General features: G+C 65.6%; 25 protein-coding genes and 1 pseudogene. 17 read left to right on the top strand and 9 right to left on the bottom strand.

Features of this window, described 5'->3' with window-relative positions; all coding sequences use genetic code 11:
* Positions 1-109: 109 nt before the first annotated feature.
* Entirely contained in the window at positions 110-1,765 is a 1,656-nt protein-coding gene (locus KQ297_RS00995) for an NAD(P)/FAD-dependent oxidoreductase (RefSeq protein WP_259737781.1), read from the top strand.
* Here the strand turns inward: KQ297_RS00995 and pgeF are convergent.
* The 3 genes from pgeF to KQ297_RS01010 are packed head-to-tail and all read right to left on the bottom strand — an operon-like array spanning position 1,735 to position 4,742.
* The gene (pgeF, locus tag KQ297_RS01000; RefSeq protein ID WP_259737782.1) at positions 1,735-2,547 is read right to left on the bottom strand and encodes a peptidoglycan editing factor PgeF; all 813 of its coding nucleotides are present in this window, start codon (positions 2,545-2,547) and stop codon (positions 1,735-1,737) included. The genes KQ297_RS00995 and pgeF overlap by 31 nt on opposite strands.
* Positions 2,548-2,559: 12 nt before the next feature.
* Positions 2,560-3,459: a Tab2/Atab2 family RNA-binding protein gene (locus KQ297_RS01005; protein WP_259737783.1), complete on the bottom strand. Its 900-nt coding sequence runs from the start codon at positions 3,457-3,459 to the stop codon at positions 2,560-2,562.
* Entirely contained in the window at positions 3,456-4,742 is a 1,287-nt protein-coding gene (locus tag KQ297_RS01010) for a S1 RNA-binding domain-containing protein (RefSeq protein ID WP_259737784.1), read from the bottom strand. Before KQ297_RS01010 ends, KQ297_RS01005 begins: the two co-directional genes overlap by 4 nt.
* Before the next feature lie 52 nt (positions 4,743-4,794).
* On the opposite strand from KQ297_RS01010, the gene KQ297_RS01015 reads away from it, so the two are divergent.
* The 6 genes from KQ297_RS01015 to folE all read left to right on the top strand — a co-directional run bounded on the left by KQ297_RS01015 (position 4,795) and on the right by folE (position 10,067).
* The gene (locus KQ297_RS01015) at positions 4,795-5,589 is read left to right on the top strand and encodes a creatininase family protein (protein WP_259737785.1); all 795 of its coding nucleotides are present in this window, start codon (positions 4,795-4,797) and stop codon (positions 5,587-5,589) included.
* A 58-nt stretch (positions 5,590-5,647) separates the two neighbouring features.
* Positions 5,648-6,388 (top strand): aldehyde oxygenase (deformylating), encoded by a 741-nt coding sequence (locus KQ297_RS01020; protein WP_259737786.1) that lies wholly within the window; start codon positions 5,648-5,650, stop codon positions 6,386-6,388.
* Between the two features lie 86 nt (positions 6,389-6,474).
* Positions 6,475-7,521 (top strand): long-chain acyl-[acyl-carrier-protein] reductase, encoded by a 1,047-nt coding sequence (locus KQ297_RS01025; protein WP_259737828.1) that lies wholly within the window; start codon positions 6,475-6,477, stop codon positions 7,519-7,521.
* A gap of 70 nt (positions 7,522-7,591) precedes the next feature.
* Entirely contained in the window at positions 7,592-8,581 is a 990-nt protein-coding gene (locus KQ297_RS01030) for an acetyl-CoA carboxylase carboxyltransferase subunit alpha (RefSeq protein ID WP_259737787.1), read from the top strand.
* Positions 8,582-8,605: 24 nt separating this feature from the next.
* Positions 8,606-9,316, top strand: a complete 711-nt coding sequence (locus KQ297_RS01035) for an SDR family oxidoreductase (protein ID WP_259737788.1) — start codon at positions 8,606-8,608, stop codon at positions 9,314-9,316.
* Positions 9,317-9,323: 7 nt separating this feature from the next.
* Positions 9,324-10,067, top strand: a complete 744-nt coding sequence (gene folE, locus KQ297_RS01040) for a GTP cyclohydrolase I (protein WP_185465320.1) — start codon at positions 9,324-9,326, stop codon at positions 10,065-10,067.
* A gap of 2 nt (positions 10,068-10,069) precedes the next feature.
* Here the strand turns inward: folE and KQ297_RS01045 are convergent, their stop codons facing one another.
* Complete coding sequence (locus KQ297_RS01045) at positions 10,070-10,729, bottom strand: phosphoribosylanthranilate isomerase (RefSeq protein WP_311133967.1); 660 nt, start codon at positions 10,727-10,729, stop codon at positions 10,070-10,072.
* A gap of 82 nt (positions 10,730-10,811) precedes the next feature.
* On the opposite strand from KQ297_RS01045, the gene KQ297_RS01050 reads away from it, so the two are divergent.
* Positions 10,812-12,038 carry a site-2 protease family protein gene (locus tag KQ297_RS01050; protein WP_259737790.1) on the top strand — a complete coding sequence of 409 codons (1,227 nt, stop codon included), beginning with the start codon at positions 10,812-10,814 and terminating at the stop codon, positions 12,036-12,038.
* Here KQ297_RS01050 and KQ297_RS01055 read toward each other — a convergent pair.
* Positions 11,975-12,823 carry a lipoyl protein ligase domain-containing protein gene (locus KQ297_RS01055; protein WP_259737791.1) on the bottom strand — a complete coding sequence of 283 codons (849 nt, stop codon included), beginning with the start codon at positions 12,821-12,823 and terminating at the stop codon, positions 11,975-11,977. The two genes, KQ297_RS01050 and KQ297_RS01055, sit on opposite strands and share 64 nt — an antisense overlap.
* A 26-nt stretch (positions 12,824-12,849) precedes the next feature.
* Between KQ297_RS01055 and KQ297_RS01060 the strand changes: the two are divergent.
* Positions 12,850-13,610: pseudogene (locus KQ297_RS01060) on the top strand (sulfite exporter TauE/SafE family protein).
* Here KQ297_RS01060 and KQ297_RS01065 read toward each other — a convergent pair.
* The gene (locus KQ297_RS01065) at positions 13,591-14,082 is read right to left on the bottom strand and encodes a CRR6 family NdhI maturation factor (protein ID WP_259737792.1); all 492 of its coding nucleotides are present in this window, start codon (positions 14,080-14,082) and stop codon (positions 13,591-13,593) included. The pseudogene KQ297_RS01060 and the gene KQ297_RS01065 overlap by 20 nt on opposite strands.
* A gap of 89 nt (positions 14,083-14,171) precedes the next feature.
* Here KQ297_RS01065 and psaM point away from each other — a divergent pair, with 89 nt between their 5' ends.
* The 5 genes from psaM (at position 14,172) to KQ297_RS01090 (ending at position 17,391) form a co-directional block, all read left to right on the top strand.
* Positions 14,172-14,276 carry a photosystem I reaction center subunit XII gene (gene psaM / locus KQ297_RS01070; protein WP_185465391.1) on the top strand — a complete coding sequence of 35 codons (105 nt, stop codon included), beginning with the start codon at positions 14,172-14,174 and terminating at the stop codon, positions 14,274-14,276.
* 184 nt (positions 14,277-14,460) lie between these two features.
* A complete protein-coding gene (locus KQ297_RS01075) occupies positions 14,461-14,859 on the top strand; it encodes a hypothetical protein (RefSeq protein WP_259737793.1) in 399 nt (132 codons plus the stop codon).
* A 118-nt stretch (positions 14,860-14,977) separates the two neighbouring features.
* A complete protein-coding gene (locus tag KQ297_RS01080) occupies positions 14,978-15,973 on the top strand; it encodes a protochlorophyllide reductase (protein WP_259737794.1) in 996 nt (331 codons plus the stop codon).
* 16 nt (positions 15,974-15,989) lie between these two features.
* The gene (locus KQ297_RS01085; RefSeq protein WP_259737795.1) at positions 15,990-16,499 is read left to right on the top strand and encodes a hypothetical protein; all 510 of its coding nucleotides are present in this window, start codon (positions 15,990-15,992) and stop codon (positions 16,497-16,499) included.
* A 4-nt stretch (positions 16,500-16,503) separates the two neighbouring features.
* Positions 16,504-17,391: a hypothetical protein gene (locus KQ297_RS01090; RefSeq protein WP_259737796.1), complete on the top strand. Its 888-nt coding sequence runs from the start codon at positions 16,504-16,506 to the stop codon at positions 17,389-17,391.
* 23 nt (positions 17,392-17,414) lie between these two features.
* Here the strand turns inward: KQ297_RS01090 and bchL are convergent, their stop codons facing one another.
* From bchL to KQ297_RS01105, 3 genes are all read right to left on the bottom strand, one after another.
* Positions 17,415-18,341 (bottom strand): ferredoxin:protochlorophyllide reductase (ATP-dependent) iron-sulfur ATP-binding protein, encoded by a 927-nt coding sequence (gene bchL / locus KQ297_RS01095; RefSeq protein ID WP_259737797.1) that lies wholly within the window; start codon positions 18,339-18,341, stop codon positions 17,415-17,417.
* Positions 18,342-18,634: 293 nt separating this feature from the next.
* Positions 18,635-20,239, bottom strand: a complete 1,605-nt coding sequence (locus tag KQ297_RS01100; protein ID WP_259737798.1) for a ferredoxin:protochlorophyllide reductase (ATP-dependent) subunit B — start codon at positions 20,237-20,239, stop codon at positions 18,635-18,637.
* Complete coding sequence (locus KQ297_RS01105) at positions 20,230-21,483, bottom strand: ferredoxin:protochlorophyllide reductase (ATP-dependent) subunit N (protein WP_259737799.1); 1,254 nt, start codon at positions 21,481-21,483, stop codon at positions 20,230-20,232. Before KQ297_RS01105 ends, KQ297_RS01100 begins: the two co-directional genes overlap by 10 nt.
* A gap of 268 nt (positions 21,484-21,751) precedes the next feature.
* On the opposite strand from KQ297_RS01105, the gene KQ297_RS01110 reads away from it, so the two are divergent.
* The 3 genes from KQ297_RS01110 to KQ297_RS01120 all read left to right on the top strand — a co-directional run bounded on the left by KQ297_RS01110 (position 21,752) and on the right by KQ297_RS01120 (position 23,979).
* Positions 21,752-22,063, top strand: coding sequence for a BMC domain-containing protein (locus KQ297_RS01110; protein ID WP_035828781.1), 312 nt, complete (start codon positions 21,752-21,754; stop codon positions 22,061-22,063).
* Positions 22,064-22,133: 70 nt separating this feature from the next.
* A complete protein-coding gene (locus tag KQ297_RS01115; RefSeq protein ID WP_185465331.1) occupies positions 22,134-23,546 on the top strand; it encodes a form I ribulose bisphosphate carboxylase large subunit in 1,413 nt (470 codons plus the stop codon).
* Between the two features lie 91 nt (positions 23,547-23,637).
* Complete coding sequence (locus tag KQ297_RS01120; RefSeq protein WP_094513225.1) at positions 23,638-23,979, top strand: ribulose bisphosphate carboxylase small subunit; 342 nt, start codon at positions 23,638-23,640, stop codon at positions 23,977-23,979.
* The last annotated feature ends 148 nt before the right edge of the window (positions 23,980-24,127 follow it).

Below are 24,127 nucleotides of genomic sequence, written 5' to 3' on the forward strand. Positions count from 1 at the left end.
TGCGACAAAGGTTTGTTGGATCCAGCCTGACAGCCCTGCTGGGCAGGAGGGGGCAACCTGCTGGAATGCAGGGACAAGCGACACGCCCCCCAGGGACCAGGCAGGCATCGTGCTGCGGCTGAGCGAACTCAGGCTCCCCCTCGACCACACCGACGACGACGTGCGCCAGGCGGTGCTGAAGCGTCTGGGCATCCCGGCAAGGAGCCTGCGGAGCTGGACGGTGGTCAGGCGCAGCGTCGATGCGCGCAAGAAGAACGCCATTCGCCTCAGCTACAGCCTTGACCTGGACGTGGCTGATCCCAAGGCTCTCCTGGAGCGCTGGAAGAAGGATCCCCATCTCCGCCCCGCTCCCGACACCACCTACCAGTACGTGACTCGCCTGGAGCCCGGGGCGGCAGAGCGGCAGGAACGGCCGATCGTGGTCGGCGCCGGGCCCTGTGGCTACTTCGCCGCGCTGGTGCTCGCCCAGATGGGCCTGCGGCCTCTGTTGCTGGAGCGGGGGAAGCCGATCAAGGAGCGCACGGCCGACACCTTCGGTTTCTGGCGGGGTCAGCGCCAATTCGATCCGGCCTCGAACGTGCAGTTCGGCGAGGGCGGGGCCGGCACCTTCTCCGACGGCAAGCTCTACAGCCAGGTGCGGGACCCCCGCCACCTGGGGCGGAAAGTGCTGGAGGAACTGGTGGCCTGCGGAGCGAATCCGGAGATCCTGACGCTCCACCGCCCCCACATCGGCACCTTCAAGCTGGCCACGGTGGTGCGGGGTCTGCGCAGCCGCATCGAAGCGCTGGGTGGGGAGATCCGCTTCAACAGCCAGGTGGTGAGCCTTGCCACCGAAGCTGCGGCCGGGGGCCAGCGGGTCTGCGGCGTGGTGCTCGCCGACGGCTCCTGCCTCACGGCCCACCACGTGGTGCTGGCGGTGGGCCACAGCGCCCGTGACACCTTCGCCAGCCTGCATGACTTGGGCGTGAGCCTCGCGCCCAAACCCTTCTCGATCGGGGTGCGGCTCGAGCATCCCCAGTCGCTGATCGACCGGGCCCGCTGGGGGGCCTGCGCCGGCCACCCGCAGCTGGGGGCGGCGGAATACAAGCTCGTTCACCACCTCAGTGATGGCCGAAGCGTCTACAGCTTCTGCATGTGTCCCGGTGGGCTGGTGGTGGCGGCGGCCTCCGAGCCCGGCCACCTGGTCACCAACGGCATGAGCCAGCACTCCCGCAACGAGCGCAATGCCAACAGCGGCATCGTGGTGAGCCTGGAGCTCGAGGATCTGCTTCCCTACGGCCGGGGCCCAGACGACCCCCTGGCCGGGGTGGCCTTCCAGCGCCACTGGGAAGCGAAGGCCTTTGCCCTCGGTGGCGGCACCTACCGGGCTCCCGTGCAGAGGCTCGACGATTTCCTCGCGGGCCGGGGCGTGAGCCGGGCTCCTGGCTCGATCCAGCCCTCCTACGCCCCCGGGACCACACCAGCCGATCTGAGCGTCTGCCTGCCGGACTTCGCTGTCCAGGCCCTGCGGGAGGCGATCCCGGCCTTCGAGCGCAGCATTCCCGGCTACGCGATGGCCGACGCCATGTTCACCGGCGTCGAAACCCGCACCTCGTCGCCGGTGCGGATTCCAAGGGGGCCGGATCTGCAGAGCGTGAACACCCGCGGCCTCTACCCGGCAGGGGAAGGCGCCGGCTACGCCGGTGGCATCCTCTCGGCCGGCATCGATGGCATCCGGGTGGCGGAGGCGGTGGCTCAGGCCTGGGCAACGATGCCGCTCCACTGAACGGCCTTGACCTGATCACGGCGCCAGGAGTGAAACATCAGCGGCTCCCCCACCGTGCAGAGAGGGCAGAGGCGGAGTTGCTCCGCCTCGAGCCCGGCGTTCAGCAGCTGGGAACGGGCGGCCTTGCGGATGTCGAGGCGGCAGCGATCCCCAGGGAACTCCAGGGAAGATTCGGGCGTCAGAGCCCCTGCCGCCATCAGGCTCTGCTGGGGGTCCTCTCCAGGGGCGCAGCAGGCGCTGGCCACCTGCAGGGCCACATCCTGCTTCACCTGGTAGGCCTCACCCCGCACGGCCGGCCCCAGAGCCAGCACCAGATCGGAGCGCCGGCTGCCCGAGCGCTCCAGCGCTTCGATCGCCGCCGGCAGGATTCTGGAGGCCACCCCACGCCAGCCGGCGTGGCACGCGGCCACGGAGCCCCGAGCCCGATCGGCGATCAGCACCGGGGTGCAGTCGGCGCCGCAGACCCAGAGCGACTGACCACCGCCATCACTGACCAGCCCATCGCCTTCGGGCCAGGGTTCTGCAGCGGCCTCGCCGGCGGGCAGCACCAGGGAACTGTGAATCTGACGGGTGCGGTGCACCGAAACCCCGGCAGTGATCGCAGCGGCCAGCTCCTGGGGACCACGCCCACTCCACTGACGGGTGAAGAAGCCATGCTCGAACTCCACCAGCAGATCGCACTGGAGGACATAGCCGCCATAGGTTCCCACCCAGGTCCAGCCGTCCAGGGCGTTGAAGCCCACATCGGGGCGATCGAAGGGGGGATCGACGGCCTCAGCCACGGTTCAGGGGCCTCAGAACGTCGGCAGGTCGCGCAGCAGCCAGAAGCCATCGAACCGCTGCGACTGCGCATCGCTCTGCACGGCGATGAACTGCAGACCGGAGGCGGCCTCGCGCGCGGCGGCGAAGGCTTCGCTCACCTCGCTCGCCTCAGGCTCCGCCAGGGTGTCCAGCCGCCAACGGTCCTCCAGGCCGGCTTCGAGCACGAGGCTGGTGCCGTCCATCTCCAGGCGGGCGGGCTCGAGACCCGCGAACCAGCCGGCGATGGCCAGGGAACGGCTGCGGCTGAACAGGCGAAGGCCTGGCACCATCAGCTCATCGGAGAGCTGATCGGGCAGAGGAAAGAGCCCTTCAAAACTGATCTCCCAGTCGGAGGCTTCGCGCAGGGCGCCGAGGGGCAGGGAGGCCCAGGCCCAGGAATCGCCCCGTGCCGCCTCCGGCAGGGGCAGGGGCAACGAACGCATCGGCTGGGGCGGCGGTGCCAGGGGGCCGGCCATGTAACCCTCCTCGGCGGGGTAAACCTCCCGTTCCCGCTCACTCAGCCATTCAGCCAGGGCATAACAGCGACGGCTGGGGATGACCTCCAGCCCAACGGCTTCGGCAGCGCGCTGCACCATGGTGCGCATCGTGGCCCGCCAGCAACGCAGCCGCCGGGGTGGACCCAGGCCCTGCTCCTCAGCTGCCGCCAGCGCCTCGTTGAGGGCCCCCTGAAGCCACACTGAATTGACCGTGCTGGCCGGACAGTTCTTCGCCCAGCGAAACCGGGGTTGACCGGCGGCGTTGGACGGGGTGGCGGTGATCAGCAGATCCCAGCGCTTCTTGCCATCGGGCTCGAGCACGGGACGGGAATAGAAGTCCAGTTCCCAGTCGAGGGAGAGCCTGGCTTCTGCAGCAGCGGGGGCGATCGAACTCATCCTGCGTCCTGCTCCTGCTGACGCAGGACCGTGCGGGCCCGGTTGGCCCTGTCTTCCGCTTCAGCCATCACGGTCTCCTTGGCGGTGAGCAGCTCACCGGGCTGCGACTCGAGCAGGGCTGTGTTCAGGGCAATCCTGCCCCGGGATGGATCGATCTGGGTGACCAGTGCCTTGAGCCGCTCTCCCTGGCTGAAGACGGTGCGAATGTCGCGCAGATGGGTGCCTGTGATGGAGGACTGGTGCAGCAGACCGCTGACACCTCCGAGATCCACGAAGAATCCGTAGGGCTTGACCGACACGACCTGACCATCCACCAGCTGACCCACCTCCAGCTCCGCCAGCAGGGAGGCGCTGGCGGCACGCTTCTCGGAGAGCACCAGCTTGCGGGTTTCGGCATTGACCTCCAGAAAGGCCACGGCGAAGCTTGTCCCGACCAGCTCCTCGTGGTTCTCCCCGTTCTGAAGCTGGGAGCGAGGAATGAATCCCCTCAGGCCCTCCAGGTCACAGGTGACACCGCCGCGGTTGAACCCGCTCACCTTGACCTGCACCACCTTGCCATCGGCCTCCAGCTGCTTCACCTTCTCCCAGCTCTGGCGCAGGGCCAGGGCCCGGGCACTGATGGTGACCATGCCGTCGGCGTTCTGCTCGCGGGTGACCAGCACCTCCACCGGCTGCCCCTTGGGGAAGCGCTCCTTGATGTTGCTGATCACTCCGAGGCCGGCCTCGGCCTTGGGCATGAAACCCGGCGCCTTGCCGCCGATGTCCACGTACACCCCATCACTCTCAACACTGATCACCGTGCCGGTGACCACATCACCGGTGGCTCCCACCGGCTCGTTCTCATCCAGCGCCGCCAGGAACGCGTCCTCGTCGAAGTCGAAATCGTCGACGGTGCGGGCGGGCCTGGAGGCACCGGATTCGGAAGTGGCCGAGCGGCTGGAGCGGCCCCGGCGGGGTGGGCCATCGGCTGCGCCCAGCAGGTCAGCCATGGTCATGCCCTCGAGGCTGGCCGTTTCGAATCGGTCGTCATCACCGGCACGAGCTCCGGCGGCCTCGGGGGGTGAAACCGGCCTGGACGCTTCCGGAGACACGGCTGGTGCGGGCGCATCGACTCCGGCCTGAGCGGAGGAGGCCGCTGGGGGGTTCTGCTCCTCGTCTTCCTCCTCCTTGCGGCTGATGTACATCAACTGGGGAGGCTTGCGCAACGGCGGCTCGACCCTGGCGGGGGCCTGGGGATTCGGCCGGGGGGCGGAGGGAGGAACGGGACGCTGCGATCCAGCCATGGCCCAGGGTGAACGGACAGCACCACACTGTAAGGATCAACCCGTGGAGTCGATGGGAGCATTCCCCAAGCACGCCCTGGATTCCCTGAACTGGATGGCGGCCAGGGAAGCGGCCTCCAGGCCAGGCAGCACGGTGATCTGGCCATTCGGCGCTGTGGAGCAGCATGGTCCCCATCTGCCGCTGGGCACCGATGCTCTCTTCGCCGAAGAGGTGCTGGAGGCTGTCCTGGAGCGGTTGCCCATGCAGTTGCCGATCTGGCGACTGCCCCTGTTTCAGCTCGGATTTTCACCTGAGCACGGGGCCTTCCCGGGCACCCTCAGCCTGCCGGCGGAGGTGCTGCTGCAGGTGGTGATGTCCGTGGGGGCCGATCTGGCCAGGGCAGGCTTCCAGCGCCTGGTTCTGTTCAACGCCCACGGCGGGCAGATCGCGCTGCTGCAGGTGGCAGCCCGCCAGTTGCGGGCTGCCCATCCCCGTCTGGCGGTGATGCCCTGCTTCCTCTGGAGCGGTCCTCCGGGAGTGAGTGCGCTGGTGCCGGAACCGGAACGAAGCGATGGGCTGCATGCGGCCCTGGCTGAAACGAGTCTGATGCTGCATCTGGCCCCTGAACTGGTGGGACCCGAGCGGCCCCGGGAGGGTCACCCTGACCCTGCCCCCCCGCCGGGCTGGAGCCTGGAGGGAGCTGTTCCGAACGCCTGGTTGACCGCCGACCTCTCCGCCAGTGGCGTCGTCGGCGACGCCACTGGCGCCGACGCGGCCCTGGGGGAGGCCCTGTTCACCCGCCTGGTTGACGGCTGGGTTGCGCTGCTGGGCGATCTGCTCTCCAGCTCCTGGCCGCCGCGCCCATGAACCAACTCCGGCCAGACTGGTTACAGTCGCCTTCACCCATGTCTTCACAGGCGACGCCATGCCCAGCCTCGACACCCCCCTGGCCGCCACCGCAACGGCCACCCCCGGCGGAGAGGAGCTGGGCCTGGATTTGCCTGATTTCAGCAGCAGCCTTTACAAAGACGCTTACAGCCGCATCAACGCGATCGTGATCGAGGGCGAGCAGGAGGCCCACGACAACTACATCTCCCTCGGCAGCCTGATTCCGGATCAGGCTGAGGAGCTGGCCCGGCTGGCCCGCATGGAGCTCAAGCACAAGAAGGGATTCACAGCCTGCGCGAACAACCTTTCAGTCACGGCCGACATGGAGTTCGCCAAGGAGTTCTTCTCACCCCTGCATGGCAACTTCCAGACGGCTCTGGCCGAGGGAAAGGTGGTGACCTGCCTGCTGATCCAGGCCATCCTGATCGAAGCCTTCGCAATCTCCGCCTACCACATCTACATTCCCGTGGCTGATCCCTTCGCCCGCAAGATCACCGAGGGCGTTGTCAAGGATGAGTACACCCACCTCAATTATGGCCAGGAATGGTTGAAGGCCAATCTCGAGGCGTCCCGAGAGGAGCTGGAGCAGGCCAATCGGGCGAACCTTCCCCTCGTGCGCAAGATGCTTGAGCAGGTCGCGGGCGACGCCGCCGTGCTCCACATGGATCAGGAAGATCTGATGGCCGACTTCATGACCTCCTACCAGGAGGCCCTCACCGACATCGGCTTCACCCCCCGAGAAATCGCCCGCATGGCCACGGCTGCCCTGCTCGGCTGAGAGGCTGGGGCCCGAAGCACACCCTGGAGCCATGGCAGGATGTGTCGACGGCCACAGCCGTCTCCTCTCCGCCCCGCCCCAGCTGCATGTTCGGTTTGATCGGTCACTCAACGAGCCTCGAGCAGGCTCGGAGCAAGGCTCGTGATCTCGGTTTCCCCGAATATGCCGATGGCGATCTCGACCTCTGGTGCGTGGCTCCACCTCAGCTGGTGGAGACGGTCAGCATCACCAGCCTCACGGGTCAAACCATCGAGGGCGCCTACATCGATTCGGTGTTCGTTCCCGAGATGCTCAGCCGCTTCAAGACGGCCCGTCGCAAGGTGCTCAGCGCCATGGATCTTGCCCAGAAAAGCGGAATCGACATCACCGCACTGGGGGGGTTCACCTCGATCATTTTCGAGAACTTCAACCTGCTCAAGGCCCAGCAGATCCGCAGCACTTCTCTGGACTGGGAGCGTTTCACCACGGGTAACACCCATACCGCCTGGGTGATTGCCCAGCAGGTGGAGACCAATGCCCCCGAGCTCGGCATCGAGCTGAGCCGGGCCAAAGTGGCTGTGGTGGGAGCCACCGGCGACATCGGCAGTGCCGTCTGCCGCTGGCTCAGCCGCAACACCGGCGTTGGCGAGCTCCTGCTGGTGGCACGCCAGCAGCAGCCTCTGCTCGACCTGCAGACCGAACTGGGAGAAGGTCGCATTCTCAGCCTCGAAGAGGCACTGCCCGAGGCTGATGTGGTGGTGTGGGTGGCCAGCCTGCCCCAGGGCCTGGCGATCGACCCGGCCAGTCTGAAGAAGCCCTGCCTGATGATCGATGGTGGCTATCCAAAGAATCTGGATGCCAAGGTGGCCGGCGGCGGCGTGCATGTGATCAAGGGAGGAATCGTTGAGTTCTGGCAGGACATCGGTTGGCAGATGATGGAGGTGGCCGAAATGGATAATCCCCAGCGTCAGCTGTTTGCCTGTTTCGCTGAAGCGATGCTGTTGGACTTCGAGGGGCTTCACACCAATTTCAGCTGGGGTCGCAACAACATCAGTCTGGCCAACATGGAGCTGATCGGTGCCGCGTCCCTCCGTCATGGCTTCCGCTCGATCGGTTTGAATCAGGTTCAGCTCCTGCAACTGGCGGCCGCGTGACGACCACTTGCAGGCGAGGAGGCCTGCGCGACCCACGCTGATCCGCCCTGAGCCAACCCCATTGATCGTCATGGTCCGCCGTCCATTGCTTGAGTTTGAAAAGCCCCTGGTGGAACTGGAGGATCAGATCGAGCAGATCCGCCAGCTCGCCAAGGATTCGGAGGTGGATGTGAGTCAGCAGTTGCTGCAGCTGGAAACCCTGGCGGCTCGTCGGCGGGAGGAGATTTTCAACTCTCTCACTCCCGCCCAGAAAATTCAGGTGGCCCGCCATCCCCAGCGGCCCAGCACTCTGGATTACATCCAGGTGATCACCGATGAATGGTTCGAATTGCACGGGGATCGTCGGGGTTCCGATGATCAGGCCCTGGTGGGCGGCATCGGCCGCATCGGCGACCGTGGCGTCGTTCTGATCGGCCATCAGAAGGGGCGCGACACCAAAGAGAATGTGGCAAGGAATTTCGGCATGGCCTCTCCTGGGGGGTATCGCAAGGCTCTGCGCCTGATGAAGCACGCCGACCGCTTCCGGCTGCCGGTCCTCTGCTTCATCGACACCCCCGGCGCCTACGCCGGCGTCCTGGCCGAAGAGCAGGGGCAGGGGGAGGCCATCGCCGTCAACCTGCGTGAGATGTTCAGCCTCAGGGTTCCTGTGATCGCCACAGTGATCGGTGAGGGGGGCTCCGGCGGTGCCCTCGGCATCGGTGTCGCTGACCGGTTGCTGATGTTCGAGCACAGCGTCTACACCGTGGCCAGTCCTGAAGCCTGTGCCTCGATCCTCTGGCGCGATGCGGCCAAGGCCCCCGCCGCCGCTGCCGCCCTGCGCATCACCGCCAACGACCTGCTTCAACTTGGGGTGATCGACGCCGTCCTGAGTGAACCCTCCGGCGGCAACCACTGGGCACCGCTCCAGGCCGCCGAGACCCTGCAGGCGGCCCTGTTGCAGCAGCTGCAGGACCTCGGCGAGCTCAGCGAGGCTGAACTGCTGGAACAGCGCTATGCCAAGTTCCGGCGCATGGGGAGAATCCTGGATCCAGAGGCCACAGAATTCTCGCCGAACCCTTAAGGTTCCTTTCGATATGGATTCTGTTTGGCTTCAGCTCTGATCACCGGCGCATCCAGGGGCATCGGAGCTGCCGCCGCCACCCGTTTTGCGGCGGCTGGCTGGGATCTTCTCCTTCTGGCTCGCTCCATCCCTGATCTGGAGCGCGTGGCTGACCCCCTGCGGGCCTCCGGCAGGCGGGTGGAATGCGCAGGCGCTGATCTCTCCGATCCCGCCGCCATTCCAGAGCGCCTGGCTGATCTGCTGGGCCGCGGACTCCAGCCCACGGTGGTGATCAACAATGCCGGAGCCGCCTACACGGGTGAACTGGCCGGGATGGACCTGGAGTCGTGGCAGTGGTTGCTCCAGCTCAACCTCACCAGCGTGTTCCAGGTCTGCCAGGCCGTCCTGCCAGGGTTACGCCGACAGCCGTCGAGCCTGATCATCAACGTGAGCAGCCATGCCGCGCGCAATGCCTTCCCTGAATGGGGGGCGTATTGCACCACCAAAGCGGCGCTGGAGTCCTTCAGCCGATGCCTCGCCGTGGAGGAACGCAGCCATGGCATTCGCGTGTCCACCCTCACCCTCGGAGCGGTGGACACACCCCTCTGGGTGACGAAAACCGTCCACAGTTCCTTCGATCGCCGTGCCATGCTTGACGCCGATCAAGCCGCGGAAGCCTTGCTGTTCCTTGCTCAGCAGCCTCCGTCCCAGGTGGTGGAGGACCTGACCCTCATGCCCGCCACTGGCGCTTTCTGAGTCTTTCATGACATCCACCATCCCTTCCACCCCCCGGTCCAGGCCGATCACACCCGAGGCGGCCCCAGGCCCTGTCAGCGCGCGCATTCGCGAGCGCCTGCAGCAGGCAGGTGTCTCTTTCTTCGCCAACGACAACCTCGCTGATCACCTGCTCGATGGCGAGCTTGATCAGCTTGAGATCGAGGTGGCTGGAAAAGTGCGGGAGATGCTCCGCAGCCTTGTGATCGACATCGACAACGACCACAACACCGAAGAGACAGCCGAGCGCGTGGCTCGCATGTATCTGCACGAGGTGTTCAAGGGTCGTTACCATCACCAGCCGAAGATCGCCAGCTTTCCCAACGTCAAGAAGCTGGACGAGATTTACACTGTTGGCCCGATCAGTGTCCGATCGGCCTGTTCCCATCACCTCGTGCCGATCCTTGGCAACTGCTGGATTGGTATCAAGCCAGGAGATCGTGTGATCGGGCTTTCCAAGTTCGCCAGGGTGGCCGACTGGGTGTTTTCACGTCCCCACATCCAGGAGGAGGCCGTGATGATTCTCGCCGATGAGATCGAGCGACTTTGCAAGCCACAGGGTCTGGCGATTCTGGTGAAGGCTCAGCACTACTGCATGAAGTGGCGTGGGGTCAAGGAACCCCAGACCAGCATGGTGAATTCGGTGGTCCGTGGCGATTTCCGCCACGACCCCAGCCTCAAGCAGGAGTTCTTCGAGCTGGTGAAGCAACAAGAAGCGGTGCTCAGCACCTGAGTTCAGCCGGCTCCCAAGCTGCAACCCTTCACCACCTCCACCAGAGCGCGCACCTGATTGAGGTCCTTCTCTCCAGGTGTGCTCTCCACCCCACTCGACACATCCAGGCCATCCGGTTGAAAGGCCTTCAGCAGGGCCGCTGCATTCGCGGGCCCCACACCTCCAGCCAACCACCAAGGCAACCCGGGTTTGAATCCGGCCAGCCAGGCGGTTGGAATCTGCTGTCCGCTGCCTCCCAGCTGGTGGGGAACCCAGGCATCCAGCAGCACCGCGTCCACCACCCCGGCGTAGTCCTCCACCCGCTTGAGATCCTCCGGGCAACGAATCCGCAGCGCTTTCCAGATCTCACAGCCCGTCTGAGCCGCCAATTCCCTGCATCGCGAGGGGGATTCCCGCCCATGCAACTGCAGCACCTGGTGACCGCGGGAGACATCCAGCTGTGCGCCCACCCCGTCTTCAGGATCAGCCACCACCAGCACCCCCCTGCAGCCCTCCCGGCCGGCCGCCATGGCCTGGAACAGCTCAAGCCGCCGGTCGGGGGCCAGCCAACGCGGGGACGAGGGCACCGCGATCACACCCACAGCATCGACGCCCAGGGCAGCCACAGCCTCGGCCTGGGCAGGATGGCGCAGTCCGCAGATCTTCAAGCGGGGGGAAGGCACCACAGGGAGCGACGGGCAACCCTTTCTAGGATCAACGGAACACCGCCCAGGACCTGCCTGGGCATCGGCAGGACGAGACCGCGTGGGTGAAGGTTGGCAGCTTCTCAAGATTCGCGGCATTCCCCTGCGCATCCATCCCAGCTGGTTCGTGATCCTGCTGCTGGCCACCCTGGGGTTCGAGCAGCAGTACGGCATTCAGCTGGCCGGACAGGCCTCCGCTGTCAGCCTCTGGCTGCTGGCGCTTGGCACGGCGCTGCTGCTGTTTGTCTCGGTGCTGCTGCATGAACTGGGCCATTCCCTGGTGGCCATCGCCCATGGGGTGAAGGTCCGCAGCATCACCCTGTTTCTGCTGGGCGGGGTGGCCAGTGTCGAGAAGGAATGCGCCACGGCGATGGCAGCCCTGCAGGTGGCCGCTGCCGGCCCCCTGGTCAGCCTGCTGCTGGCCGGTCTGTTGCTGGGAAGCAGCCATGCGGTGGCCCATGCCTCTCCGTTGCTGGGCGAAATGGTCAGCCAGCTCGGAGCCCTCAACCTGGTGCTGGCCCTGTTCAACCTTCTGCCAGGCCTTCCCCTCGATGGAGGCCTGATCGTCAAGGCGCTGGTGTGGCAGTGGACCGGCAGCCAGCGGCGCGGTGTTCAGGTGGCCGCCGCCATGGGGCGGTTTCTCTCCCTGATGGCCGTGGGCATGGGCACTCTTCTGCTGTTGCGAGGCGGCGGGATAGGAGCCTTCTGGTTGATTCTGCTGGGCTGGTTCGGGCTGGGGGCCTCCAGAAACCAGATCCAGCTGCTGGCTCTGCAGAAGGCCCTCAAGGACCTGAAGGTCAGCGAGGCCTCCCGACGCCGCTTCCGGGTGCTGGAGGGCGATGCGCCCCTGCGGGAACTCTCACGGATCCGACGGGACGACAGCAACGGTCGTCCTGACTGGGTTCTGGTCTGTGAACGGGGTCGCTGGAGGGGGGTGATCAGCGACGATCCCCTGCAGGCTCTGCCGGTCCAGCGCTGGGATCAGGAGCGGGTGCTGGACCACATTGAGCCCCTTTCCACGCTTCCCAGCATTCAGGACGATGCGCCCCTCTGGCAGGCGGCCCTGAAGCTCGATGAGCCGGGGGTCGACCGTCTCCTGGTGATGGGTTCGGCGGGTCTGCCGAGCGGCACCCTCGAGCGACCGGAATTGTCGGAGGTGGTGCTGGCCCGCCTGGGCTTGCGGCTGCCACCGCCCCTGCTGGAGGCCGCCCGACGCCAGGGCACTTACCCCCTCGGTCTGGCGCTGGCCCAGGTGGCCCGCGGAATCGCCGAGAACGGTGAGGGCTGATCCTGCTGAACCGCAGCCGATCCGCACGAGAGGCGAAAACGGTGGCGACGGCGATTGATCGCCGCCCACTCCCCGGGCCTCAACGGCTCACACTCCAGCGACCCGCCGCCCAGGCCCGCGATCGCCGCATGCCGCAGCTGGTCGTTCAGAGCATCCGTGGCTGGCCGCTGTGAGGCTGAGGTGACCGGGGGATCGGAGCCGAACAGCTCCTGCCAGAGGCCAGCCGGCGGGTCGAGCAGCACGCTGCCGTGCTGCAACAGCTGGCGCCTGCGCCAGAGCTGGGCGCTGCCCACCCGTTTTCGGCCATCGGCGCCCACCAGATCAGCGACGGTGCTGGTGGCGAAGCAGTTGGCAGCAGGCGCCGTGGCCCCGTCCTGGCCCACGCAGAGCGTCAGACCCAGGGTCGCGAAAGCCTCCACCAGCCAGGCGGAGATCAGGGCATAGGCCTGCTGACGCTGGCGCGGGGGATCAGGCCAGACCAGGGCATAGGTGAGGCTACCGGCATGGAGCACGGCACCGCCGCCGCTGGGCCGTCGCACCAGGGCCAGGCGCCCCTGTCGCTCAGCGGTTTGCCAGGCCGGGTCAAGGCTGTGCTGGTGGTGGCCCAGCGAGAGGGTCGGCTCGCTCCAGGTGTAGAGGCGAAGCACAGCCGAACCGCCCTTGAGCAGCGACTGATCCAGCAGCCAGTCGTCGATGGCCATCTGCCAGTCACCCCGCAGACAGAGGGGCGGAATCCAGCGCCAACTGGGAGGGAAGCGGAAGTCAGCAGGGGATGCTGGTGCCACCAGGCGATCGCCGTTCAGACCTGATCATGTTGAGCGATCTGCTGGTGCTGGTGCCTCTGGGGGTGGTGGCCGGGCTGCTCTCGGGGCTGCTGGGGATCGGAGGCGGTCTGGTCTTCTCTCCGATGCTGCTGCTGGTGGGGCTCCCCCCCATCAGGCCCTGGCCACCAGCACCCTGGCGATCGTCCCCACCACCCTGGCGGGAAGCTGGGTGCATCTGCGCCAGGGTCGGGTGCAGGCGGCCCCTGGCCTGGCCATCGGCCTGAGTGCTGCCCTGAGCGGACTGTTGTTCAGCCGGCTTGGGGGACTGCTCAGCGGCTGGCAGCTGCTAGGCCTGCAGGCCGTGATGTTCCTGATCCTGACTCTGACGATCAGAGGGGGACAGAGCCCTGAGCAGGACTCAACGGCCGGACGAGTGCCCCCACTGGCCCTGGCCCTGGTGGGCAGCATGGCCGGCCTGGCCGGAGGGCTGCTGGGGGTCGGAGGTGGATTGCTGATGGTCCCGCTGATGATCAGCGGCCTGAGGCTGCCGGTGCGGGAGGCGATCCGCCTGAGCACGCTGGCGGTGCTCTGCTCCGCATCGGCTGCCTCGGTGACGTTTCTGCTCGAGGCCAGGGCCCAGGGGACCATGGCCCTCGTGCTCGGGGGCACAGCGGCGCTGGCAGCCCGTTGGTCGGCGGCCCGCTTGGATCGGGTTCCGGAAACGCTTCTGGTGCGCCTGCTGCGCGGGCTCACCGGACTGCTGGCTCTCGACAGTGGACGGCGTGCCCTCAGCCTGCTGCTGGGCTGATTGGGTCCCAGAAGCTGGGATCCAGCTCGAAACCGAGCACGGCGGCCATCTGACCAAGACCCTGACGGCAGTTCAGGCCCCGCTCCTGGCTCCAGTGATCGAGCAGAAAGAAGCGGTGGGTGATCCAGAGCTCAATGCTCTCCGGTGCAAAGCGAATCCCTTCGTTGCGGCTGAAGCCGTGGGGCAACAGCATCGCCACGTGGCGGCAGAGCTGGCCGCTGCTCCGGTCGAGCACCAGGGGAAGCCAGGGGTGAACAGCATCGGCCCGCAGGCTCCAGAGCCGCAGCTCGGGCAGTTCTGAGAGCTCGCGGGGATCTTCGGCCTCACGGGGCCAGTCGAATTCCAGGCCCAGCGATCCGGCGGAGGCGAGCAGTTCGCCTGGAGCGCACGTGCTCCAGGGTTGCAGAGGCGAGAGATCAAGGGAGCGGACACTCTCCGAGGACACGGAGAGGCTGGAAGGGGGGTGGGCCATCAAGAGCTGTGACAGCCCGATGCCATCAGGTGACTTCGGGCGGAGCGGAGCCGAACAATGGTGGCGACATCTGTTTCCCTTCGTTGGCCATGGTCACAACACTCAGCCAGGCAGAGGTTCTGATCGCCCTGGTGGTCGCCGCCCACGCAGGCATCCTGGCGGTTCGTCTCTGCGTCAGCCTCTACCGCGCCTGAATCCGGGGCTGGCCCTTGGCAGGTCCTCCACGAACTGCTAGAAGCGGGCCAGACGTTTTCCTTCCCTCCCTTGTCCGCCGCGCAGCAGCTCAGGCCTGTGTCCGCCCCAAGGCGCCGGACGGGATCCCGGCGACGGACCCCATCGCGACCCACCGCCGTAGCTCCCACCAGTGCCGCGGCGGCTGTGGCTATCCATCAGGGATCCACCGACCGGCAGGAATTGCTCTGCAGCGTGATCGGCCTGAGCGTCAAGCTCGGCGTGACCTTGCTGGCCGGTCTCAGCCTGGTTCACTTGGCCAGCGCGTACCAGCAACGGCTCAACCAGCATGACGAACTGAGCGCCATTCTTCAGATTGAGCAAGCCAAGTTGCAGAAGGCTCAGAAGCGCTTCGACCAGCTCTTCATCACCAGCGGTGAGCAGCGATTGATCCGGGAACAGGACCAGTGGATTGCCCCCAACCGTCTGCGCGTGGTCTGGAATGAGCCAACCCAGACCACGCCGGCACCGGCTGCCGCCAAGAGGCCTTTGATCAGCCAGGAGCCCTCTCAGTCCCAGGCTGGTACTCAACCTTCTGGCCGTTGACACCGCTGGGTGCCGCTTCTGCACCCTCATCGTGTCCTTGTGTTGAACTTCGCTCCAGAGAAGGCATTGGCCCTGGGCCTTGTCCTTAGGTTGAGGCCTCCTGAACCGAAGCGCCCCGATGGCGACAGCATCCAGCTCCGGCGACAGCAGCCGTGGCCAGAGCGGAACCGTGATGATCACCGGAGCCTCCTCCGGTGTTGGTCTGTACGCCGCCAAAGCCCTTGCCGCCCGTGGCTGGCATGTGGTGATGGCCTGCCGGGATGTGGAGAAGGCCAGAGCCGCCGCCCGCTCCCTGGCGATTCCCGACAGCTCCCTCACCCACCTGCAGGTGGACCTGGGTGATCTCGACAGTGTGCGCCGGCTGGTTGAGGCGTTCCACTCCACCGGACTCAGCCTGGATGCGCTGGTCTGCAACGCCGCTGTCTACAAACCGCGGCTGAAGCAACCCGAGCGCTCGCCCCAGGGTTATGAGATCTCGATGGCCACCAACCATTTCGGCCACTTTCTGTTGATTCATGCCCTGCTCGATGACCTGAAGAAGTCAGGCCATCCGTCGCGCCGGCTGGTGATCCTGGGAACCGTCACAGCCAACTCCAAGGAACTGGGCGGCAAGATTCCGATCCCGGCCCCCGCCGATCTCGGCGACCTTTCGGGGTTTGAGGCAGGATTCAAGGCGCCGATCAGCATGGCCAGCGGCAAGGCCTTCAAGCCCGGCAAGGCCTACAAGGACAGCAAGCTCTGCAACATGATCACCACCCAGGAGTTGCACCGCCGTCTGCACGACTCCACGGGGATCATCTTCAGCTCGCTCTATCCAGGCTGTGTGGCCGACACCCCCCTGTTCCGCAACACCCCGAAGGCCTTTCAGACCATCTTCCCCTGGTTCCAGAAGACCATCACCGGCGGGTACGTGAGCCAGGAACTGGCCGGTGAGCGGGTGGCCCAGGTGGTGGCCGATTCAGGCTTTGCCGTGTCGGGCGCCCACTGGAGCTGGGGCAACCGCCAGAAGAAAAACGGACAGCAGTTCATCCAGGAACTCTCCGAGAAGGCCAGCGATCCCGACACTGCTGCGAAGACCTGGGACCTGTCGAAGAAACTTGTCGGTCTGGCCTGAGGAGGATCTGATGGCGATGCCCCGCCCCCTTCGCTGGATTGTTGGTCTGCTGCTCGCCGGCGCGCTGCTGGTGGGGGGGGTGCTGCTGCTGCCCTTCGCCGACTGGCTGCCCGGAGGGACCGTCGCCGATCTGCCGTTGCAGCAGGTGGTGAATGGCTCCAACTTCAACCGATTGTTTCCCCCCTCGGATCCAGACTTCCGGGTCACGATGTCGCAGGAGAAGCGGGGGTTCAGCGAGGCGCGTCTGAAACAGGGCGACCAGGTGATCGCCCTGCTGGCCATCTCCGACACGATCACCGCTCCTGAAGCCCGAGCCAAGTTCGAGCAGGCCAAGCAAGAGCTGGAGGGGTGGCCCCTGGTGGAGCAGGGGCCCCATGCCAGTGCACTGTTGGTGGCCGATCGCTTCCAGGTGAAGGTGATCGAGCAGGGCAGCGCCCTCGATGCTGACCATCGTCACACTCTCCTTCAAGACTTTGATCTCCAGGGACTGGCCGCTCTCGGCTCGCCGTCCCTCCCCCGCAGCTGAGGCCATGGGCAAACCTGTTCTCACCCGTTTGGAGCGCCTGCCAAGGCGGGGCCTCACGGTGCTCTCGCTCCAGGGACTGAGCCTGCTGGTGCCCGGTGGTTGGAGCAACACCACCAGCGCCGAGTCTCTGATCGCCGAAGTGATCGGCAGCCATGATCCGGCCCTGGTCGCCCAGGTGCGAGCCAGGGCCGATCAACTCAGCCGGGCACGTCATGAAGGTTATGGCCGGGCCCTGAGCGTCTACGACGCCGTGAATCGCTCTCAGCACGCCACCGCTGGCCTACGGGTGCTCGCAGGTGTGAGCGCCGGTGTCCCCTTGCTCAAGCGCCTCGCCGATCTCACCCCACCGGGGGACACGCTGCAGGCGGTGGACCTGGGACTGAAGGTTTCGGCCGAGCTGCTGGCTTTCACGCAGGTGAACGGCCTGCCCGGCGACAGCTTCTCGGACTTTGCGGCCGCTCTGGCTGATTACGGCTCTGAAGCAAGGCTGCGCATGGCCGCCATGGTTACATTTGATGGTCTGCTGCCACTGGGAGATCAGGCCCTGCACCGCCTGGATGGACTGCTGGGGCAGGCGAGCACGACCCAGTTGCGCCAGCTCCCCGCCTACCGGCGCATGGCCGGCCTGATGCCCGGCCGCAACGATCAGGCCCACATGGGCTTTGTGCGCCGAGGGGTGGAGCAGTGGGTTGGCTGGGCTGGAGGCCTGGTTTCCCAGCTGGGCCTGAGCGGCCAGCGGGCCGTCCAGGCTCTGGAAACCACCCTCGGGCCCTGGCAGGGGCGAATGGATCAACTGGCGGTCTTCCTGGATGCCTTCACCGACACCTATGCCCACACAGGAGTCCAGGCCGTGGCCCGCCGCCTGGTGGAGCGGGCCGCCGCCGAGATCTGAGCCAGGATCGGCGCAGGCCGGGATCAGTCGAAACCGAGCAGGTCGAAGATCTCACGATCCTTGAGCGATTCGGCCTCAAGGGGTTCCACATCACTGAGCATCTTCTGCGCCAGGCTGAGATACTCCTGCTGGACGGCTTCCACCTCAGGACTCGGGTCCATCTCGAAGATCGTGCACTTCTTCAGGCGGGAGCGCCGGATCGCATCCACGGTCTTGAAGTGGGCCATGGTGCGCAGGCCGGTGCGGTCGTTGAAGCGGTCGATCTGATCAGTGTCTTCCGAACGATTGGCGATCACACCACCCAGTCGGACCTTGTAGTTCTTGGCCTTGGCGTTGATCGCCTGCATGATTCGATTCATCGCAAAGATTGAATCAAAATCATTGGCGGTCACGATCAGGCAATAGTGGGCATGCTGCAGGGGCGCTGCGAAGCCACCACAGACCACATCGCCCAGCACATCGAAGATCACCACGTCGGTGTCTTCGAGCAGATGGTGCTCCTTCAGCAGCTTCACCGTCTGTCCAGTGACGTAACCACCGCACCCAGTGCCGGCCGGTGGTCCACCAGATTCCACACACATCACCCCGTTGAAGCCCTCAAACACGAAGTCTTCAGGACGCAATTCTTCAGTGTGGAAGTCTACTGTCTCGAGGATATCAATCACCGTGGGCACCATCTTCTTGGTGAGGGTGAAGGTGCTGTCATGCTTGGGATCACAACCGATCTGAAGCACGCGCTTGCCCAGCTTGGAGAACGCAGCGGAAAGATTGGAGGAGGTGGTGGACTTGCCGATGCCACCCTTGCCATAGACCGCAATCACCAGGGCTCCTTCCTCGATGTGCATCGAGGCGTCCTGATGGACCTGGAGGCTTCCTTCACCGTCTTCATGGGTGCCGGAGGCAGCCTTGGCGGGAGCTGTTGTCTGCTTGGGCGGCAGAGTTGTGGTCATAATGCATCCTTGGCCGAGTCGACATCGGCATTGCATTCATCAAAGTGCAGAAGCGGTGGCCGATGAAGGGGTCTTGGACAAACCGAAACATCACGACAATCAGGGTCTTGGAATGCTCACCCATTTCCAGTGATTCCTGTCCAGCATGGCTGCTCTGCTCGCACTCAGGCCCACGAGCGGGCCGCTCAAGCCGACCCATTTGAGTACAAAGACCTAGTTCGCTGGCCAGCGCCAAGGATCTCAGGCCCGCTGGGCTCCTCTGGGATGGAGACGGGCATGGCAGCCGAACTCCCTCAGCGGCTGAAATGGGCCTTGGCTTCGTAGAGCGTTTCTTCAGTGATCTCAGACACGCCACGTTCACTGGCATAGGCCTCGGTGTTCCGCCGCACTTTCCCTCGAACAAAGAAGGGAATGCGCGAGAGTTCGGCCTCACCGGAAGCGGTCCAGCGCAGAGCTCCACCTTCGGGAGTGGCAGAGAGTGGCGTGACCTCCGGTGCGTCGCTGGGTTGATCGCCGACGGACTGTTTCGTGGGGGCGGAGGCTCCCTCGAGATGGCTGAGGTGGCCATCGACGAATTCGAAATCGTGGCGGAACATGCCGATCAGATGTTCCTCCAACCCCATCATCAAGGGGTGCACCCAGGAATCAAAGATCACATTCGCCCCCTCCCAACCCATCTGGGGGGCATAGCGGGCCGGTACATCCTGCACATGCAGGGGCGCACTGATCACGGCGCAGGGAATCCCCAGCCGCTTGGCGCTGTGGCGCTCCATCTGGGTACCGAGCACCAGTTCGGGAGCCGCCTGGGCCATGGCCTGCTCGACCTCAAGGTAGTCGTCAGAGATCAGGGCCTCAAGGCCCAGCTCCTTGGCGGCGGCGCGCACCTCCCGGGCCTGCTCGCGGCTGTAGCTCCCCAGCCCCACCACGGTGAAGCCCAGTTCCCGCGAGGCGATCCTGGCCGCCGCGATCGCATGGGTGGCGTCGGCGAAAATGAACACCCGCTTGCCGGTGAGGTAGGTGGAGTCCACCGACTTCGAGTACCAGGGCAGCCTGGAACGCCGGTCGGCCTCCCGCAGTTCCGGCGGATCCAGGCCGAGCAGGGAGCAGAGCTCCCGCAGGAACTGGGCGGTGGCTCCGATCCCGATCGGAACGGTGCGCACCACCGGGGTGCCGAAATTGCGCTCCAGCCAGCTGCACAGCGGTCCGGCCACCTCCGGGTAGAGGCAGAGGTTGGCATCGGCCTGGGGCAGTCGCATCAGGTCGGACGGCCTGGCCCCCAGGGGTGCCACCACATTCACGTCGATGCCATGGTCGGCCAGCAGGCCCCGCAGTTCGCGCATGTCATCGCGGCAGCGGAAGCCCAGCAGGGTCGGGCCCAGCAGGTTCACCCGCGGGCGGCGCCCTTCAGCCCGCCAGCGCTCCGGCCCCGGCTTGGCCGCACCGGGAGCGGGAACCTGGTTCCGGAGCAGCCCGCGGCAGAGCTGGTAGAAGGTTTCGGCTGCCCCCCAGTTCTCCTTCTTGGAGTAGGCCGGCAACTCCAGGCTCACCACCGGCAGCCCCAGCCCCATGCCGCCAGCGAGGGAACCAGGTTGGTCCTGGATCAGCTCGGCGGTGCAGCTCTCCCCCACCAGCAGGGCCTCGGGCTGGAAGCGATCCACGGCCTGCTGAATCGAGCGTTTCACCAGCTCGGCCGTGTCCCCGCCCAGGTCCCTGGCCTGGAAGGTGGTGTAGGTGACGGGGGGACGACGATCCCGCCGCTCGATCATCGTGAACAGCAGATCGGCATAGGTGTCGCCCTGGGGCGCGTGCAGCACGTAGTGGACACCCTCCATCGAGGCAGCGATCCGCATGGCCCCCACATGGGGAGGGCCTTCGTAGGTCCAGAGGGTCAGTTCCATTGCAGCAACTCCCGGCGGTTGAGGGGGCGGGCGAACAGTTCAGCCAGATCGGCGGCCTGATCACAGCCGTGGATCGGGCTGAACACCAGCTCGATCGACCACTTGGTGGCGAAACCTTCGGCTTCGAGCGGGTTGGCCAGACCCATGCCACAGACGACCAGGTCGGGGCGGCTGGCGCGAACGCGCTCCAGCTGCTTCTCCACATCCTGGCCTTCGCTGAGCTGGGTGCCCTCCGGCAGCAGCGGCAACTCCTCGGCCATCAGCTGGCGGTCGAGGTAGGGGGTGCCCACCTCCACCAGCTCCATGCCGCACTCCCGGTGCAGGAAGCGGGCCAGGGGGATTTCCAGCTGGGAGTCCGGCAGCAGGAACAGGCGCTTGCCTTCGAGCTTGCGGCGCAGGGGCTCCAGGGCGCGCCGGCCACGCTCCGCCAGGGGATCGAGCACCTCGGCCACGCGCTGGGGATCAAGGCCGAAGGCTGCCGCCGCCGCTGCCATCCAGGCGCAGCTGCCCTCCACCCCGAGTGGGTAGGGAGCGGCGATGCGCTGGGCGCCGCGGCGTTCCAGGGCCCTCACGGTGTCGGCCACGAACGGCTGGGCCAGCAGCAGGCGGGTGCCCGGACCCACCGGTGGGAGGTCTGTCGACTGGCGCGGCGGCAGGGTGCGCACCGTCTCGAGGCCCATGCGCGCGAACAGGGAGAGGAAACGCTCCTCCACCCCATCAGCCAGGGTGCCCACGATCAGCAGCTGGGGCTCAGCGCTGCTGGGGAGCAGGGGGACCAGGGCGGTCAGGGCGCCGTCCTCCCCCTGGGTGAAGGTGGTTTCGATGCCACTGCCGGAGTAGTTCACCACCCGCACCTGCCCCTGCATGCGGGTGTTGATGCGTTCGGCGGCCTTGGCCAGATCCAGCTTGATCACCTCCGACGGGCAGGAGCCCACCAGGAAAAGGGTGCGGATCTCGGGCCGCCTGGCCAGCAGATCCCCCACCACCCGGTCGAGTTCCTCGTTGGCATCCGCCAGGCCGGCCAGGTCACGTTCGCCCAGGATCGCTGTGCCGAAGCGGGGTTCAGCGAAGATCATCACCCCGGCGGCCGACTGGATCAGGTGGGCGCAGGTGCGGGACCCGACCACCAGAAAAAAGGCATCGGGCATGCGTCGATGCAGCCAGACGATCGAGGTGAGGCCGCAGAACACCTCCCGCTGTCCGCTTTCACGCAGCACGGGCGGCAGGGTGGACGTCAGGGCCATGGGCGCAAGCCGGAGATCATTACGGACTAGCCACCCCGGCGACCGAAACCCGCCGCTGTTGACAAGTCTTCGGGAACCGCGGCGAGGCCGGCCAGAGGGGCCGCAAGCGGCTGCGTTACGGGGCTTAACACATTCAGGCACCGATGAGCAGGGCTTATTGGGCTCCCTACACACGGTGATCGTTCAAAGCCCCCGAATCGCTTGACGGGGGGGTATGCCGCGGACCATGGTCCTTAGCGAACCTCCCCCCCCTTTTCAGGAGTAGGCAATGGCGAATGAAACCATGGGCATCGCCCTCGGCATGATCGAAACGCGTGGTCTCGTGCCGGCGATCGAAGCGGCCGACGCCATGACCAAGGCCGCCGAGGTGCGTCTGATCGGCCGTGAGTTCGTTGGCGGTGGCTACGTGACCGTTCTGGTCCGTGGAGAGACCGGTGCCGTGAACGCCGCCGTGCGTGCCGGTGCTGATGCCTGTGAGCGTGTTGGAGACGGCCTTGTCGCCGCCCACATCATCGCCCGCCCCCACCGTGAAGTGGAGCCGGCTCTGAACAGCAACTTCGGTCTGGGTTCCAAGGACTGAGATCTGACGCGCCCCTGAGGGAGCGCAGCACTCTCATCTTTCCCACCCGACCAACAAGGAGATTTTCCCCATGAGCAAGAAGTACGACGCTGGGGTCAAGGAGTACAGAGACACGTACTGGACTCCCGATTACGTCCCCCTGGACACCGACCTGCTGGCCTGCTTCAAGGTCACAGGCCAGGAAGGCGTCCCCAAGGAAGAAGTGGCCGCTGCCGTGGCTGCCGAATCGTCCACCGGCACCTGGTCCACCGTGTGGTCCGAGCTCCTCACCGACCTCGATTTCTACAAAGGCCGCTGCTACCGGATCGAAGACGTCCCCGGTGACAAGGAGTCGTTCTACGCCTTCATCGCCTACCCCCTTGATCTGTTCGAGGAAGGTTCGATCACCAACGTGCTCACCTCCCTGGTGGGCAACGTGTTCGGTTTCAAGGCCCTGCGTCACCTCCGTCTGGAAGACATCCGCTTCCCGATGGCCTTCATCAAGACCTGCCCCGGCCCGCCGAACGGCATCTGCGTCGAGCGTGACCGGATGAACAAGTACGGCCGTCCGCTGCTGGGCTGCACGATCAAGCCGAAGCTCGGCCTCTCGGGCAAGAATTACGGCCGGGTGGTCTACGAATGTCTGCGTGGCGGTCTCGACTTCACCAAGGACGACGAGAACATCAACTCCCAGCCGTTCCAGCGCTGGCAGAACCGCTTCGAGTTCGTCGCCGAAGCAGTGCAGTCGGCCCAGGAAGAAACCGGCGAGAAGAAGGGGCACTACCTCAACTGCACCGCCTCCACGCCTGAGGAGATGTACGAGCGGGCTGAGTTCGCCAAGGAACTCGGTCAGCCGATCATCATGCACGACTACATCACCGGGGGCTTCACAGCCAACACCGGTCTGTCGAAGTGGTGCCGCAAGAACGGCATGCTTCTGCACATTCACCGTGCCATGCACGCGGTGATCGACCGTCACCCCAAGCACGGCATCCACTTCCGGGTGCTTGCCAAGTGCCTCCGCCTCTCCGGGGGCGACCAGCTGCACACCGGCACAGTGGTGGGCAAGCTCGAAGGTGATCGCCAGACCACCCTCGGCTTCATCGATCAGCTGCGTGAATCCTTCGTTCCCGAAGACCGCAGCCGCGGCAATTTCTTCGACCAGGACTGGGGTTCGATGCCCGGCGTCTTCGCTGTGGCCTCCGGCGGTATCCACGTGTGGCACATGCCCGCGCTTGTGGCGATCTTCGGTGACGATTCCGTTCTCCAGTTCGGTGGTGGCACCCACGGTCACCCCTGGGGCTCCGCCGCTGGTGCCGCTGCCAACCGCGTGGCCCTCGAAGCCTGCGTCAAGGCCCGCAACGCAGGTCGTGAGATCGAGAAGGAGAGCCGCGACATCCTGCTCGAAGCTGCCAAGCACAGCCCAGAGCTTGCCATCGCGCTCGAGACCTGGAAGGAGATCAAGTTCGAGTTCGACACCGTCGACAAACTCGACGTCAACTGATCGGGCCTGATGACCGCGGGGAGGGAGACATTCCCTCCCCGCGGTCACACCCGGTTTGCTTCCATTCACCTGATTCCACTCAAGGATCCCCATGCCCTTCAAGAGCACCGTGGGTGACTACCAAACAGTCGCCACCCTGGAGACCTTCGGCTTCCTCCCGCCGATGTCTCAGGACGAGATCTATGACCAGATCGCCTACATCATTGCCCAGGGGTGGAGCCCCCTGGTGGAGCACGTCCACCCCAGCCGTTCGATGGCGACCTACTGGTCGTACTGGAAACTTCCGTTCTTCGGTGAGAAGGATCTGGGCGTGATCGTCAGTGAACTCGAGGCCTGCCACCGCGCCTACCCCGACCACCATGTGCGTCTGGTCGGCTACGACGCCTACACCCAGAGCCAGGGTTCCTGCTTCGTGGTCTTCGAAGCACGCTGATCTGCGCAGCAGGGCCCGGGTTGGACCTGACCCTGCTGCCTACCTTTTTCTTTCCTTTGCCGGCTCGTGAACGGAGGGTGACGACAGCAAGCCTCTGGGCCTGTTGTTTCTCTTCCCGCTCCAGCCGTTTCTTTCAAGGTTGTTTCTT

The organism is Synechococcus sp. CS-205, assembly GCF_025128255.1.
In the GTDB taxonomy this organism is placed as follows: Bacteria; Cyanobacteriota; Cyanobacteriia; order PCC-6307; family Cyanobiaceae; genus Regnicoccus_A.